This is a genomic window from Clostridium cellulovorans 743B (assembly GCF_000145275.1).
GTDB classification, from domain to species: domain Bacteria; phylum Bacillota; class Clostridia; order Clostridiales; family Clostridiaceae; genus Clostridium_K; species Clostridium_K cellulovorans.
Genome location: NC_014393.1, coordinates 837072 through 852498, shown reverse-complemented (window position 1 = coordinate 852498; position 15427 = coordinate 837072). Strand labels below are relative to the sequence as shown.

The window sequence follows — 15427 nt, the reverse complement described above, 5'->3', positions numbered from 1 at the left end:
TCTAACAGAGTTTTAATATCACTTTTAAAGTGCTAACACTCTCCACACTTACTCTTATTCCCGCTTTAAAAGTATTTTTCCACCAATTGCTATAGCTCTACTATTTCCCTGATGACCTATATACTCAGTTTTCACTATTGGTATATTCTTGCCATCCAATATTTCCATAAGAATTTCCTCTACTGAAGGCTTATATGAGTTTTTTTCCATCTCAGTGAAAGTTCCAAGGATTATTCCTGATATTTCATCGAAAACTCCCATCTGTTTATATTGATTTAAGAAGGTAGTAATCTTCGCTATATCTCCACTTAAAGCTTCCAGTAGTAGCACCTTGTTCTTAAGGTTAGGAATATATTCTGTACCAGCTAACTTCAAGAAGCATCTTATATTTCCACCAATAACTACACCTTCTATTTTATCTCCGTTTATCCAACGTGGTTTTATATCGTAAAGTTCCGTTCCATTATTAAAAAAGGTATCTTCAAAATTTAATTTTTGCTCAGAAGAAAATTCGCCTACAAGGTTTCTTATCTGATAATTATAAGTTGGTATTCCAGTTTTACTATATATAGCATTTAATACTACGGTCAGATCACTATAGCCATAAAAAGGCTTAGGATTTTTCTTTATATATTGATAATCTAAATACTCCAAAATTCCATTAGCTAAGTCTCCACCAGATAAATCAAATATAGCTTTTATCTCATCATCTTTGAAAAAGGTCATAAGTTCACTGGCTTTTTCCTTTGATATACTGATACTAAAATTTTCTCCAGTAAAAATATATTTACTAGTAACTACCCTAATCCCTAATTCTTCCAGTATATCAATCAGTTTATCTATATTATTTTTACGTTCTAGCTTTAGTCCATTTGAGCAAGCAACAATTCCTATCTTATCATGAGTTTTTAACATACTATCCTCCTGAAAAACATAAAATAAGTATATGTGTACATTCCGTTAACAACAAATATTTTTTCAATAAAATTTTTGATTTATTCGAAAGCTTAGGTTCTATTCATTGTATGTAATCACCTTAATTACTAATTTGTCTAGACCTATAACTTTTTCCTTACAAAATAAATTCTCTATTCATTATGTATTAATATAACATTAATTAATTTTTATTTCATCATATAGGTACCTACCATTGAATCCCTGTAAACATTTTCACTTTATTTTGATTTTCTTTTGTACTAAAGTAAATATTTTGTTATAATTATAAAAGATATATTTAATAATACTATTAGAGGTGAAATCTTATGTTTGGTTACGAAGCTAATAAATCATCGCAGTCAAAAAACCTCGGAGTTAATGATATAGGAAATTCAACATTAGATAATAATCTTAATCGCCCTAATAACAGCTCCGTAAACGTTAATCAAAAGCAAAGTCCAGAAATTGACCCGAATACCTTACTATATGATAAGACCATTGATTGTCCTGTTTGTGAAGCTAGATTTAAGGCTAGAACAGTAAAAAAAGAAGGCTCTAGGATTAAAAAACAAGAGTCTGACTTTTTTGTAGAATATTATCCTATAAATAAATATTTTTATGAAGTCGTAGTTTGTCCGTCTTGTGGCTATTCTGCACTCAACGTTGACTTCAATTCCGTTAGAGAATATCAATTCCAGAAAATTTTTGATAATATCACTCATAAATGGAAAGAAAAACACTTTCCTCCTATCTATGATGTGGATATTGCCATAGAACGGTATAAACTAGCACTAGTGACTTCTATGGTTTGCGAGGGAAAAAGCAGTCAAAAAGCAATGTTATGCTTACGACTTGCTTGGATGTACAGGATTAAAAATGATGGAGCAAAAGAAAAAGCCTTCTTAAGTAAGGCATTAGACGGTTTTTTAAATTGTTACTATGAAGAAAGCGTCTATCCAATTTATAGTATGGATAGATATTCCTTATGCTATTTAATTGGAGAATTATATAGACGACTTGATAAGCCAGAAGAAGCGTTAAGATGGCTTGGCGAAGTTATAGTATCAACTCAAACAAAATATACTTTAAAAGAAAAAGCAAGAGCTCAAAGAGATTTAATTAAAACAAAATAAAGTCTTCAATTTACAATTTAAGTATATAGAATATTTTTTATAAAACGATAATTAATTACGTTTTATATTTATCGGAGGGATAACTATGTTTAGAAAAAAAGAGAAACTATCTCAAGACACTAATCAACTTGAAAGCAATTTGAATGCTGTAATTATACCCAAAAATGCTTATGAAAATATAGTTGGAGAACTAAAAGCTACTACTACATCCATAGATTCTAATATACATGAAGTAGCTTCAAAACTTTCAGATTTTAAACATAATATCGATGATATATCTTCTTATTCTGAAGATCATTCACCAACAAATGGAATAAAGGATATACTGTCAGATTTCAACACCGAAATGGAAGTTTTATCTGATAATATAAATAATGTTCACACTACAGTTGTAGATACTAGTAAACTTGCAGATAAGGGTTTAGGCAATATTGTAACCTTGAACTCATCTCTTTCTGAGCTTCAAAATGCATTTTCTAGTTCAAGTTCAATAGTAAGTGATCTTGTTTCAAAGATAGAATCTGTTAACTCAATCACTGATTCTATAAGCCAAATTGCAAGTCAAACAAATCTTCTTGCATTAAACGCAGCTATAGAAGCCGCTAGAGCAGGTGAAGCAGGAAAAGGCTTCGGTGTTGTTGCTGATGAAATTAGAAAACTTGCTGAAAGTTCAAAGAGTGCAGTTGAAAACATAACAAAAATCCTTGAAGAAATAAAAAATGATATTATGAATACTTCTTCAGCTATGAGTACAGCTGGAAATGCTATTGATATGCAAAATACTACTGTAAAAACTACTAAGGATACCTTTGGAGATATAAAAACATCAATTGATGGTGCTGTTGAATTAATAGATAAGGCTGTTAAAAATCTTGTTTCATCAACATCATTAAAAGATAAGATAAGTTCAGAATCAGATGCTCTTGCTTCTAAACTTTCTTATGAAATCAAAGAAAACATGTCTCACGTGGTATCAGATCTTAATAATCAAATAAAGAACGTTGATAAAATTTCTAACAGTGTTAATAAATTGAACGAAATTTCAACTAATATTTCTAAGTATAAATAAACTTAAAATAGTTGATTTCATTAATATCCCTTGTTAAAATTAGTTATTCTAAATATGGAAAAAGCACTATTAACCTTTTAAAAGGATAATAGTGCTTTTTCTATAGCAAATAAACGTTTTTCATTTTTTAAACCAAACTCACCGCATTAAGCTAGGGAGTTTGGTTCTATCAATTAAATTTAAATTTTTTAATGAAACACATAAACTTATATTACTTTGTAAGTTCCACTAACTAAATCGAAGATTTAGAATGTCACTTATATGAATAGGTTTATGTTGGAATCTGTGGCTTCTCCTAAATAATACCCTACACCTCCATAATTAACTCCACTCACTAATTCTTCCTCTTTTATCCCCATTACATCCATAGACATAGTACACGCTACTAAATTAACTCCTGACTTCTGTGCTTGTTCTATAAGGTCCTCTAATGATAAAATCTCCTTACTTCTCATAATTCCTCTGATAAGCTTGCCGCCCATTCCTGCCATATTCATTTTGGATAGCTTTAACTTTTTACTTCCCCTTGGCATCATAAATCCAAAGGCTTTTTCTATCGGATTCTTTTTAGTCTTTATCCTATCATGCTTCCTTAATACATTAAGTCCCCAGAAAGTAAAGAACATTGTAACTTTTTTGCCCATAGCAGCTGCACCATTAGCTATTATAAAAGATGCGATAGCCTTATCTAAGTCTCCACTAAAAACCACCATAGTCTGTGCATTGGTTATATCTGCATTTTGCATTTCAGTTTTCTCAACATTATTTATATTTTTTTCAATCTTAGCAGTTATAATTCCATTCTTATTTTCTATATTTAAAAGCGTATTATTAGTTCGTTTACACCAAGCTTTTATATCTTCATAGAAGCCTGGATCTGAAGCTGTAATATTCAGCACATCTGAAGGATTTAAGGTATCCATCGTTTCCTTTACAGTAATTAATGGACCTGGGCAGCATAGTCCACAGGCATCTAGTTTTACTTCTTTACTATCTACTGCTGCCTCACGAGTAGCTTCTTGTGATTGCATTATTTGTTCCTTGTTATAATTATCACTGCCACTTGTGTAATCATCTAAATCCTTTGGTACAAACTTTTGTGCTATATAAGATTTATAACCACCAGTTATATTCTTAGCTTTAAAGCCATGTTGTTTTAAAATTCTTTCAGCTATATAAGCTCTTATTCCAACTGCACAATGAACCCAGTATTCTTTGTTCTTATCTAATGTATCTAATTTATATCTTAATTCATTTACATCAATATGGATTGAATCATCAATTGATCCATTTTCTCTTTCAATCTTTGTTCTTACATCTAAAACTACTACTTTATCTTTATCTCTTGAATCTACATCTCTTGGGAGTACAACTTCTGTCTTGCCAGTAAGAATATTTTCTGCAACATAACCAACCATATTAACAGGGTCCTTTGCAGAATTAAAAGGTGGTGCATAGCTTAATTCAAGCTCTGTTAAATCATAAATAGTTCCACCTAATCTCATAGTTGTAGCTATTACATCTATTCTCTTCTCAACACCTTTATATCCAATGGCTTGAGCACCTAAAAGCTTTCCTTGATCATCAAAGATAGCCTTTATAGTAAAAGGAGTAGCTCCCGGATAATATCCTGCATGACTATTTGGATGAATATAAATAACATTATATTTTATATCTAATCTGTTCAATGTTCTTTCATTATTACCAGTAGATGCAGCAATTAAATCAAATATCTTTAATACTGACGTACCTTGGGTATCCTTATAGTTACTCTTTATACCAGCTATATTATCTGCAATAATTCTACCTTGCTTATTAGCTGGTCCAGCAAGTGGTATTGCGGTCTTTGTTTTATTAACAAAATCTACAACTTCTACAGCATCTCCACCTGCATATATCCCCTCTATGTTAGTTTCCATATTAGTATTAGTAACAATATGACCTCTAGCTGTAATTTCTATACCTGAATCCTTCAAAAATCCAGTATCTGGAGTAACCCCAATAGCTAAGATAACTAAATCTGAAGTTAGTTTTTTACCGCTGCTTAATGTAATCTCAACACCTGAATTTGTATCCTCAAAAGCTTTTACCCCATCATTCAGTCTTAGCTTAATTCCATGTTCCTCTAATTCTTTTTCTGCTATCGTAACCATATCACTATCAAAAGGTGCTAAAATATGCGGTGCTGCTTCAACTAATGTTACGTCTATTCCTCTTTCAATTAAATTTTCTGCTGTCTCTATACCAATAAAGCCTCCACCTATAACAGTAGCCTTCTTTACAGTATTTTTTGTTATAAATTCATTGATTTTATCTGTATCAGGAATAGTTCTAAGGGACATAATTCTTGGTCCATCAACACCTGGAATATTAGGTTTTATAGCTTTTGCTCCTGGTGATAATACTAGATAATCATAATTTTCTACGTATTCGCCTCTTTCTTTACTTCTAATCTTTATAGCTTTGTCCTTAGAATGTATTGCTACAACTTCACTTTCAGCTCTTACATCTATTTTAAATCTATCTCTCATAAGTTCAGCTTTTGTTACTATAAGCTTCTCTCTATCCTTTATAACTCCGCCTATATTATATGGAAGACCGCAATTTGCATATGATATATATGGCCCTTTTTCAAACATTACTATTTCGATCTCTTCATCAAGTCTTCTAAGCCTAGCTGCAACAGATGCTCCCACAGCAACCCCACCAACTATCAATACTTTTTTCATATGGTAATTCCTCCTTCGAGTTATTAATTATTATATATTTTAACCATTAATCAAATAAAGCTTTTATAATCTTGGCTATTCTTTCATCTTTAATTGAGTAAATAACTTCAAGCCCTTGCCTTTTAGCTTTCAATATTCCACAAGTTCTAAGCTTTTGAAGATGTTGAGATATAGTAGACTGTGGCATATCAAGACAATCAGTCATAAAAGACACATTACATTCTCCCTTTTCTAATAAACCTTTTACTATACAAATCCTCACTGGGTGTGCAAGTGCTTTTAAAAGTTCTGCCTCATCTTGATAATTATTAAAATCTTTATCCATCATTTCCTCCTACTTATTTCTCAATATTATTATATTCAAATATTACGATATAGTTACCTATTTGTCAACTCTCTTTTATTATTTGTCTTTAATCATTGTTTATTCATAAAATTGAATTAATTTTTCAATTTTATGCTAGAATTCTCAACTTACAACAATCCAAAAAGGCCTTTAGTACTGTAAATGTTACATACTAAAGGCTAATATATAATTTTAAGTTTTTTCTATATTTAAACAATAGCTCTTATTGTGCACTCCACTCTTTTTCATCTAACATTTTTTCTATTTCAAAATCTTCATATTTTGCTAGTTCTTTGATAGCTTCTGGCAATGTACAAAACTTACTCCAACTACTATGCTTTATTTTTTTATTTGTATTTCTCACAGCATCAAAAGTTGTTCTTGTCTGATTTAACGGATATACAAGAAGCTTTCCTTCTTCAAAATTTCCACCCTCAACATGCCAAATATAGCCTTCTTCTAGTGGTACGAATAAATTATATTTTAGTGACACTTTATAAGGCAATTCCTTATCTCCATTAATTATTATAACTGTATCTTTATCGTAATATTTTATTGTCTCTATTGTAATAGTATCCTTTTCCATCTAAAAACCCCCTTTTATACCATTATACTTATATTACACTTTTCCTTCAAGAAAATATATTATCTATAAATCCATGTACATATACCTTATTATTTTTACCTAAAACAATTCTATTTATTAGCTATATTTTCATTTTAGGTATATACTATTTATATTAACTTTTAACTATTTGTGATAGTTTCCCTATGCCCTTGGCTAAACTCTATATTTAATCTTCTAAAAATCTCTAACTCTGAAACCTTATAAAATTTTCTATTACAGAAGTTAACCTACACCTAAAATATATACATATAAGGAGCATTTTATGAATAATTACAAACTAACGATACAGTATGATGGCAAAAACTATAGAGGATGGCAAAAGCTTTCCGACAGTGATAAAACTATTCAAAGTAAGCTAGAGAAAGTTCTATCAACTTTAGTAGATGAAGAAGTAAATGTCATCGGATCTGGAAGGACAGATGCAGGAGTTCACGCAAGAAAACAAATCGCAAACTTTCATACAGAAAAAGACTTGAAATGGAAGGACGTTTTAAAGCATTGTTATACCTATCTTCCTGAGGATATAGTGGTAAAATCTTGTGATAAGGTTGATGAAAAGTTCCATGCTCGCTATAATGCTAAAAAGAAAATTTATACCTATAGAATTTGTAATTCAGCCTTTGGTGATGCTTTTGAAAGAAAATATTCATATTTAGTTGATAAAAAACTAAATATTGATAAAATGCTAGCAGCTTCTAAATATTTTATAGGTATTCACGATTTTAAAAGCTTTACCAGTATGAAGTCAAAAAAGAAATCTACAGTTCGAGAAATTTATGATATCAGTATAAACTGTATAGGAGATATGGTTGAGATAACTTATATAGGTGAAGGCTTCTTACATAATATGATCAGAATCCTTACAGGTACTTTAATAGAAGTAGGACTTGGTAAAATGAAAATAGATGAAATTCCAACCATTATGGACGGCTTAGAAAGAAGCGATGCTGGATTTACAGCACCTGCTCATGGTCTATTTTTAGTTGATGTAATATACTAAAAGTAACCGTCTTTATTCTTAATATTAAAACTTTCTATTCCTAATTTGAAGAAAGTATTTTTATATAAAATTATCAATAAACATATTAAAATCAAAAACCACCTTCCTAAACCTTTAGGACGGTGGTTTCTCTCTAATCTCTGGTTATATTATCTTTAACGGATCAAAGCCTATATAATCACAAGAAGTTACGATGTATTCAACCCCATCGATAACCCCTTCCATAACTTTTTTTAAAGATGGCCCATGAAGGTGCCCATAAATAACCTTTTCAACATTGAATTCTTTAAAAATCTTTGTAAATTCTGACTCTTCAAATTTATCATTAGTCGGTGGATAATGAATCATAACTATGAATTTCTTATACCCAGCCTTTACAGCTGCTTCAAGAGATAATCTTAATCTTATTAATTCTCTTTTATAAATTTTCTTATCATGCTCTGAAGCATTTTCACCTTCAGCATTAGTCCAACCTCTTGTTCCACAAATACCATAGTCTTCATAGGCAAAAAAGTTATTCTGTATAAAATTCATATCATCATATAAGGAGTTAAGCTTTGTTATGCTTCCCCACCAATAATCATGATTCCCTTTTACTATTAACTTTTTTCCTGGCAAGTTGTGTATCCATTCAAGATCCATCAAACCTTCTTCCATATTTATAGACCAGGATATATCACCTGCGATTAAAATCGTATCTTCAGAGGTTACCTTATTTATCCAATTTTCCTTTATTCTTTCATGATGATTAGACCATTTATCACCAAAAATATCCATAGGTTTATCCACAGTAAGTGCTAAATGTAAATCTGATATAGCGTACAAACTCAAATAAGCTTCATCTCCCTTTAGCATCCCTATCGATTTCCATTATATGCGCCATTATTTCTGCTACGGCTGCGTATAACTCTTCAGGGATGGAATCACCAACATCTACGTTGGTTAGTAAATCTGCCATTTCTTTATTATACACTATAGGAACATCATTTTCATCAGCTTTTTCTACTATTTTCTCTGCCACATAACCTACACCTTGAGCAGCTACAATAGGTGATTCATAACCTTGCTCATATTTTAACGCTGCTGCTTTTCTTATCTTCTTCATATGCTTACACCTTTATATTAAGCCCATAGGAAACTTCTTCATTAAAAAATTCCCTAGTCGAAATAATATCTGCTTCAGATTTTTTTTCAGTTACGCTTATCATAGGGAAGTAACCCATATCTGCTAAAACTGACTCAAGTCTACCACTAGTTTTTCTAAAAATATTTGTCCATTGTTTATCACTTTTTATATCAATCCACATAGTCTTATCTTTTACATTGATATAAGCATCAACAGCTCCCATATTGTTAGTTTCAACAGTTGCTACAATTTTCACGTTTTTTGAATCTATTCGCTTTCCCTTTTCTCTTTCATCCTTGATTAAAAGTTTGCACTGATATTGGTTATCATATAAATTTATAGGCACATCAAGCATGTAATAATTCTGAGACAAAGAGTTAAACATTTTGAAATCATTAAATGCATCCTTGAAATTCGCATAAAGCTCTGGTGACATCTTACCTTTAGATAAAATGCTATTTATCATCTCTTTCATAGAATCCATTTTTATCCCTAATTGCTCTTTTACATTTTCTGCTGAACTTAAACTTGAAGAAGTATTAGAAATATCTTTATGGTTTATTAAATCCTTATTACTAAGCAAATCTTTATTTTTTACAGTTTCTAAAAGTTTAGTAATATCAGCATCTAGGGTATCTCCATTTGGATTTCCCTTTAGCCCCTGCAATACAGTGCTTAAATCTTTTGATTTGAGATTTGTAAGAAGTTCTGTAACCTTCTTATCCATCTGAGCTGTAACTGGTTCATCCCCAAGAATCATGGCTTTTACAGTTTCTACTGAATTATCCTTAAGCAATTCTTTAAGATTCTTCATTGTATCAACTGTAGAAATATTTTCTTTTGTAACCTTAATTCCTGTTTCTTTTAATATATCCATAGAGTTCTTTAAAGAAATGTCGTCTTCTTGAATTATTGCTTTACTAGCTATCAATTCAGTTAAACTAACTCTAGGAGTTGCAAGTTCTTCTAGGTCATTAAGAATTTGCGCAACCTTTGGATTTGATGATAGGATATTATTTACTTCCTCATCCATATTGCCATATTTAAGATTAACTAAAATATTCTTAAGCTCCTTTATAGCTTCTTGACCCTTGCTATTTAGGTTCTCAATACCTTTTTTTGATAAATACTCGTGTATTATATTATCTACATCATTATTTTCAACCATATTCTTTAGATTTGTAAATTTACCTGCAGCTTCTCCTATTTCAGCTTCAGTACTTAAGGTTTGCCCCACAATTACTTGCTGATTTGTTTTCACCTCAGTATCTTTTAACGCTTCACTACTATTAAATAAATCAGCAATATCATTTAGAATCAATTGTTTCCCAGCTAATATTCTATTTAAGCTTTCAATATTATCAGAAGTTAAATCTAAGTTATTTTCAAGCATCAGCATTATTTTGTCTTGTGATAAACCTTTGATGTTTGTAAACAACTTTTCTATCATTTCCTTTAAAGCTATACCCTCTTTAGAATTTACATCTATACCTTTGCTATCAACTAGCTTATTTATAAGAGCATTTACATCGTAATTTGCATCCTTTAGGTTTCTATTTAATTCAAATAAATTCTTAACCTCTAATATATTTTCTCTCGTAAGAGGCATATTGTGCTTTAGCATATTGCTAAGGAGTTGTCTATCTTCCTTTTCAAGACCAGCATTTTTTATAATCTCATCTAAAGAAGTTGTTTCTACTTCTTTAGCTACACTATTATCAACTACTTGAAGCTTAAGTTTTCCATCTTCAAAGCCTACAACCTTAAATCTGTTTTGTCCTGCTTTAAGATCAACGTCCCCTTCAACCTTAGCTTGAATTTGCCAACGATTTGCAATTTTAATAGTCACTTCACCTTCGGCACTGTCACTGTCAACAACAGCACCATTAAATACATCACCTTTTGTAAAGGACATCTTTCTCGTATTTCTTTTTTCCTCTACATTTAAGTTTCCCGGTATTCTATTAATTGCGGCCATCTCTCTTCCCCCTCTCTCTCCTCTATATCCTATTATCGTAGGATTTTATCACTAACCTTAGATAATATTTAAAAAACCTACTGAAAAATCAGTAGGTTTAAATTATTGAATTTCTACCTTAAAGAAATTCTTCTTTCCTTTTTTTACCATCATATAGCCATCAACAAAGAATTCTTCACCAATAGCTATAGCAAAATCAGTAATCTTTTCATCATTTATAGCAACTCCACCTTGAGTTATAAGTCTTCTACCTTCCCCCTTAGATGGAACTATTTTAGTTATAGTAAGAATATCAACAAGTGCCATACCTAAATTATCTCTTGTGATAGTAACAGTAGGTACATTTGATAAATCTACACCACCACCGAATAAAGCTTCTGCAGCAGTCTTAGCTTTTTCTGCTTCTTCTTGTCCGTGAACAAGTTTTGTTATCTCAAAAGCTAATACTTTTTTTGCTTCATTTATTTCCTTATCCTTTAAAGCTCCTAAAGCTCTTACTTCATCAATTGGTAAGAAAGTTAATAGCGCTAAACATTTTTCAACATCAGCATCATCTACATTTCTCCAATATTGATAGAAATCAAATGGAGTAGTCTTATTTGGATCTAACCATAATGCGCCTTTTTCTGTTTTACCCATTTTCTTACCTTCACTATTAGTAAGAAGAGTACAAGTCATAGCGTAAGCTGGTTTTTGCTCTTTTCTTCTTATAAGCTCAACTCCAGCAATCATGTTTGACCATTGATCATCTCCACCAAGTTCCATTATGCAACCATAATTCTTATTTAATACATAAAAATCATAGCCTTGCATTAACATATAGTTAAATTCCAAGAATGATAATCCTTTTTCTAATCTTTGCTTAAAGCACTCAGCTGAAAGCATTCTATTTACAGAGAAGTGAACCCCTATATCTCTTAAAAAATCAACATAGTTAAGATTTAATAACCAATCAGCATTATTTACAATGATAGCTTTATCATCAGAAAAATCTATGAACTTTTCCATTTGACTCTTAAGTGATTTAACATTCTCTTCAATTTGCTCTTTTGTAAGCATCTTTCTCATATCTGTTTTTCCAGATGGGTCACCAACCATAGCAGTTCCACCACCAAGAAGAGCTATTGGTCTATGTCCTGCTTTTTGCATATGAGCCATGAACATCATGGCTATAAAATGGCCAACATGTAAGCTATCAGCAGTTGGATCAAAACCAATATAGAAAGTTATCTTTTCCTTTTCAAGTAATTCTCTAGTTTCTTCTTCATGGGTAAATTGCTTAATAAACCCACGCTCTAATAATGTATCTAAAACATTTGCCACGATACTCCTCCTTACGAATTGTAACAGTATTTATTGTCTAAAATATAATAAACATAAAATTTTCTGTAATTATTTTTTTGCAACATATATAGTATATATTAAAATCTATGTTTTTTCCAGTCTATTGTCTTGGATTTACAGCCTTAACCCCTGGATATATAACCTTGAAATAATCATTTTCGATGGAGTTTATGAAATCCACTCTTCCATATGCTTTAAAAGCTTTTTTCATCCTGTTAAAGCCAGTTGATGCTAAAGCTTCTCTAGAAGAATTGTCTAAAGTAAGCAGTTTCTCATATATCCACATATTTCTTCTTATATACTTTAAGTTCTCTAATTTCTTTTCCTTCATCAATATCCCTGGGCTAGTAATGGTGGTGCTGTTTTGGCTTATTACTACCTCAATTATTTTGTGAGCTGCATTATAATCTCTATATAATATTGCATTCTTAATTCCTTCATATACAGCTTTTATAGGATATTGCTTAGGGAAAATATTATTAAGTTTTTCCTCACATTGATCAAGAATACCTTGAAGATTTCCTTGAATTGCTATAACTCTAGGCTCCTTATTGCTTATTTTATTTATTATTCTAACCATATTATGAGGTACAAACATATAATTTATCTTTGAAAAAATTAAAAGTCCACCTAGACTTCCACAATAATCATTTGATTCTTTGTTCTGCACTAAAATAGATGTTGCCTTCATTAAATAAAGTCTATTTTCATCTGTAACTTTAATATTATGATTTGAAAAATACTTGTCAACCAATTCAATATCAAAGTCCTCAACACTACTATTTAGAATAGGAAAAAGTTCAGCATTAAAATTGTGATTTTCCTCCATAGTAGATAGAATCTCAAATTTTCTCATAGTATCAGTAGTAGAACCTCTTCTTATATAAAAAGCTCCATTATCTCTTAACTGATAAGGCTTTTGGTTTCCATCATATATATTGATAATCCCTATAGTCTTACCATCAATCTCCACAGTTTCATAATTCACTGGAATAGGTGGTTCACATCTTGAGCTTATAACTTGCTGAAGCTGTTCTTCATGAATACTATCCTTATCCATCCCAAGAATTTCTTTTGTTTTATCTCTTATTCCGATAATTATATAGCCTCTTCCACCTCTAGAATTTGCTATCGCACAAACATCCTTTGCCAATTCTTTTTTAGCACTTTCAGTTGAAAGTTCAATCTTCTCTTTAAAATCTAGCTTAATTCCTTCAGACTTTTTAATTAATGCCGAAATCCTTCTTATATCCATAGAATCCTCCAAAGCTATCAAATCTATTTTTTAGTATATTTCTGTTAATATTTTAATCTGCTCAATATAAAATATTTTCTACTTCAGTTCCTCTTATAGATTTCATAATCTAAATCTTAGCTTTAGTTTCTACCCTTTAAAATCACGAAGATATCTTCATTAATATAATTCTATACTATATGGATTTCATTTTTTATTCAACCTATATCTTTTGGGAATTAAGTTAACATTTCTAGTTGTAAATTTTTATTCATATTTTTTTTATTATGTTAACATTTTTAAAGCTTTACTTTAATTTCTATATTGCCTTTTTAATAAAAAGTGCTATAATAAAACTGTAATAGTTTATTATAGGCGATGTATTTACTGGGATCAATTTACTCCTTAATTTCATAGAAGTAAAGTTTGTTTCGGAATATATGCCCTATGTATTTTAAGGAGGATATCAAAATGGCTGATAAGACAATTGTATGTAAAGATTGTGGTAAAGAATTTATCTTCACTGAAGGTGAACAAGAATTCTACAAAGAAAAAGGATTTGAAAATGATCCAGTAAGATGCCCAGAGTGCAGAAAAGCTAGAAAAACTCAAAAAAATAACGTTAAAAGATAGTTAACTCAAAGGAGAGATCTTCACTCTCCTTTTTATTTTTGCCTTATCACTTCCAACGGTATATATTTTTTTATATTGCTCATACTAATTATGAACATATGTTACCATTAAGGATAAGGAAGTGAAAATATGAAACTTATTTTATGGATAATAGTCACTTTATTTATGAGTTATCTCTTAACCATATTATTTTCTAGTGCGGTTTCCATACTAAATATACTAATTTTTCTTGGAGTTTCAGTACTTACCTTTGATATCTTCGCTGAAAAAAAGTCATTTCATTAAAATAAACTCTATGATGTACTTATAATATTAAAATTTATTCTATTTTCTTACGCTAATAGAATAAATAAAAGAATCAGAAGTATCTGTGAAATACAATACTTCTGATTCTTTTTTATTAACCACATCATGATATATAAGTTCCAGTAAAGTTTCTATATTAAATCCATATACGCTGATGAACTTAATGTAGTTTTTTAATCAGAATATCTATATTTATAATAATCCTTTTTCTATCAACTTTTTATTATAATAACCAAGTATATCACTTCTCTTTATTATTCCTATGAAAACATCATTGTCATCTACAACAGGAACAAAATTTTGGTTTACTATTAATGAAAATAAATCTCCTATGTTCGAGGTTATCCTAACAGCTTTATTATTTACTCTTCTTTCTATGTCTTTTACAGAAACCTTACTGGTATCTAGATATGTTTTATCTGGATGATTTTTAATTGTCCACAAAAGGTCTCCTTCTGTCAATGTACCTACATACTTTCCTCTTCTGTTTATAAGAGGAATTGCAGTGTATCTATGATACTCCATTTTCTCCAAAGCTTGTCTCATTGTTGCATCTAAGTCTTCATAAACTAACTCTTCCTTTGGTGTTAAAAAAAACGCTATATTCATTATCCCTCTCCCTAATTTTTCTGCCGATAAAGGCATCTTAAGTAATCTTACAAATTATTATATAAAAGTTTCTCAACAATAAAATTATATGTTAAATACATAGGTTTTACAATTTCAAAGTATAGTCTTCTAAGTTTAAATTCCCCTTAAAAAAGCTAAAAACTTAAACTATTCTTTTCTACCTTTATAATGGTATCAATTACTTCTTATAGCGTTTTTTTCTGCTCTTTATGCAAATTTTTAAAGAAGCCGATACTAAATGATTGTTTTATTTATTACTTGTCAAAGCGCCACAATCACTTTTGATTTCGATTTATTTTATTAGTAAATTATCTTCTATCCTTGCAAAGCAAAAA

The 15427-nt window shown here is 30.3% G+C and carries 14 protein-coding genes; 4 read left to right on the top strand and 10 right to left on the bottom strand.

What is annotated here, in order from left to right:
• Positions 1-54: 54 nt before the first annotated feature.
• Positions 55-915: a S66 family peptidase gene (locus tag CLOCEL_RS03485; RefSeq protein ID WP_010074768.1), complete on the bottom strand. Its 861-nt coding sequence runs from the start codon at positions 913-915 to the stop codon at positions 55-57.
• Positions 916-1262: 347 nt separating this feature from the next.
• Here CLOCEL_RS03485 and CLOCEL_RS03480 point away from each other — a divergent pair, with 347 nt between their 5' ends.
• Both CLOCEL_RS03480 and CLOCEL_RS03475 read left to right on the top strand, forming a co-directional pair.
• A complete protein-coding gene (locus tag CLOCEL_RS03480) occupies positions 1263-2069 on the top strand; it encodes a DUF2225 domain-containing protein (protein WP_010074769.1) in 807 nt (268 codons plus the stop codon).
• 85 nt (positions 2070-2154) lie between these two features.
• On the top strand, positions 2155-3138 hold the full coding sequence (locus CLOCEL_RS03475; RefSeq protein ID WP_010074770.1) for a methyl-accepting chemotaxis protein: 984 nt from the start codon (positions 2155-2157) through the stop codon (positions 3136-3138).
• Between the two features lie 257 nt (positions 3139-3395).
• Here the strand turns inward: CLOCEL_RS03475 and CLOCEL_RS03470 are convergent, their stop codons facing one another.
• The 3 genes from CLOCEL_RS03470 to CLOCEL_RS03460 all read right to left on the bottom strand — a co-directional run bounded on the left by CLOCEL_RS03470 (position 3396) and on the right by CLOCEL_RS03460 (position 6799).
• A complete protein-coding gene (locus CLOCEL_RS03470; RefSeq protein WP_010074771.1) occupies positions 3396-5867 on the bottom strand; it encodes a DsrE/DsrF/DrsH-like family protein in 2472 nt (823 codons plus the stop codon).
• A gap of 46 nt (positions 5868-5913) precedes the next feature.
• Positions 5914-6192, bottom strand: a complete 279-nt coding sequence (locus tag CLOCEL_RS03465) for an ArsR/SmtB family transcription factor (protein ID WP_010074772.1) — start codon at positions 6190-6192, stop codon at positions 5914-5916.
• 244 nt (positions 6193-6436) lie between these two features.
• Positions 6437-6799 (bottom strand): hypothetical protein, encoded by a 363-nt coding sequence (locus CLOCEL_RS03460; protein WP_010074773.1) that lies wholly within the window; start codon positions 6797-6799, stop codon positions 6437-6439.
• Between the two features lie 304 nt (positions 6800-7103).
• Here CLOCEL_RS03460 and truA point away from each other — a divergent pair, with 304 nt between their 5' ends.
• Positions 7104-7841 carry a tRNA pseudouridine(38-40) synthase TruA gene (truA, locus tag CLOCEL_RS03455; protein WP_010074774.1) on the top strand — a complete coding sequence of 246 codons (738 nt, stop codon included), beginning with the start codon at positions 7104-7106 and terminating at the stop codon, positions 7839-7841.
• Positions 7842-7985: 144 nt separating this feature from the next.
• Here truA and CLOCEL_RS03450 read toward each other — a convergent pair whose 3' ends face one another.
• From CLOCEL_RS03450 to CLOCEL_RS03430, 5 genes are all read right to left on the bottom strand, one after another.
• Positions 7986-8672 carry a metallophosphoesterase gene (locus tag CLOCEL_RS03450; RefSeq protein WP_010074775.1) on the bottom strand — a complete coding sequence of 229 codons (687 nt, stop codon included), beginning with the start codon at positions 8670-8672 and terminating at the stop codon, positions 7986-7988.
• A 7-nt stretch (positions 8673-8679) separates the two neighbouring features.
• Entirely contained in the window at positions 8680-8946 is a 267-nt protein-coding gene (locus CLOCEL_RS03445; RefSeq protein WP_010074776.1) for an EscU/YscU/HrcU family type III secretion system export apparatus switch protein, read from the bottom strand.
• Between the two features lie 4 nt (positions 8947-8950).
• The gene (locus CLOCEL_RS03440) at positions 8951-10945 is read right to left on the bottom strand and encodes a hypothetical protein (protein ID WP_010074777.1); all 1995 of its coding nucleotides are present in this window, start codon (positions 10943-10945) and stop codon (positions 8951-8953) included.
• A gap of 102 nt (positions 10946-11047) precedes the next feature.
• Positions 11048-12268, bottom strand: coding sequence for a tyrosine--tRNA ligase (gene tyrS / locus CLOCEL_RS03435; protein ID WP_010074778.1), 1221 nt, complete (start codon positions 12266-12268; stop codon positions 11048-11050).
• Positions 12269-12389: 121 nt separating this feature from the next.
• Positions 12390-13544, bottom strand: a complete 1155-nt coding sequence (locus CLOCEL_RS03430; protein ID WP_010074779.1) for an AlbA family DNA-binding domain-containing protein — start codon at positions 13542-13544, stop codon at positions 12390-12392.
• Between the two features lie 450 nt (positions 13545-13994).
• Here CLOCEL_RS03430 and CLOCEL_RS03425 point away from each other — a divergent pair, with 450 nt between their 5' ends.
• Positions 13995-14156, top strand: coding sequence for a zinc-ribbon domain-containing protein (locus CLOCEL_RS03425; protein WP_010074780.1), 162 nt, complete (start codon positions 13995-13997; stop codon positions 14154-14156).
• 498 nt (positions 14157-14654) lie between these two features.
• Here the strand turns inward: CLOCEL_RS03425 and CLOCEL_RS03420 are convergent, their stop codons facing one another.
• Positions 14655-15071, bottom strand: a complete 417-nt coding sequence (locus tag CLOCEL_RS03420; protein WP_010074781.1) for a CBS domain-containing protein — start codon at positions 15069-15071, stop codon at positions 14655-14657.
• Positions 15072-15427 lie beyond the last annotated feature (356 nt).

What these genes read in the sequence shown, in the direction of transcription:
- CLOCEL_RS03460 (WP_010074773.1), bottom strand. Translation starts at nt 6,799, where the DNA reads ATGGAAAAGGATACTATTACAATAGAGACAATAAAATATTACGATAAA.
- CLOCEL_RS03445 (WP_010074776.1), bottom strand. Translation starts at nt 8,946, where the DNA reads ATGAAGAAGATAAGAAAAGCAGCAGCGTTAAAATATGAGCAAGGTTAT.
- CLOCEL_RS03430 (WP_010074779.1), bottom strand. Translation starts at nt 13,544, where the DNA reads ATGGATATAAGAAGGATTTCGGCATTAATTAAAAAGTCTGAAGGAATT.
- CLOCEL_RS03425 (WP_010074780.1), top strand. Translation starts at nt 13,995, where the DNA reads ATGGCTGATAAGACAATTGTATGTAAAGATTGTGGTAAAGAATTTATC.
- CLOCEL_RS03465 (WP_010074772.1), bottom strand. Translation starts at nt 6,192, where the DNA reads ATGGATAAAGATTTTAATAATTATCAAGATGAGGCAGAACTTTTAAAA.
- truA (WP_010074774.1), top strand. Translation starts at nt 7,104, where the DNA reads ATGAATAATTACAAACTAACGATACAGTATGATGGCAAAAACTATAGA.
- CLOCEL_RS03420 (WP_010074781.1), bottom strand. Translation starts at nt 15,071, where the DNA reads ATGAATATAGCGTTTTTTTTAACACCAAAGGAAGAGTTAGTTTATGAA.
- CLOCEL_RS03470 (WP_010074771.1), bottom strand. Translation starts at nt 5,867, where the DNA reads ATGAAAAAAGTATTGATAGTTGGTGGGGTTGCTGTGGGAGCATCTGTT.
- CLOCEL_RS03480 (WP_010074769.1), top strand. Translation starts at nt 1,263, where the DNA reads ATGTTTGGTTACGAAGCTAATAAATCATCGCAGTCAAAAAACCTCGGA.
- CLOCEL_RS03485 (WP_010074768.1), bottom strand. Translation starts at nt 915, where the DNA reads ATGTTAAAAACTCATGATAAGATAGGAATTGTTGCTTGCTCAAATGGA.
- CLOCEL_RS03475 (WP_010074770.1), top strand. Translation starts at nt 2,155, where the DNA reads ATGTTTAGAAAAAAAGAGAAACTATCTCAAGACACTAATCAACTTGAA.
- CLOCEL_RS03440 (WP_010074777.1), bottom strand. Translation starts at nt 10,945, where the DNA reads ATGGCCGCAATTAATAGAATACCGGGAAACTTAAATGTAGAGGAAAAA.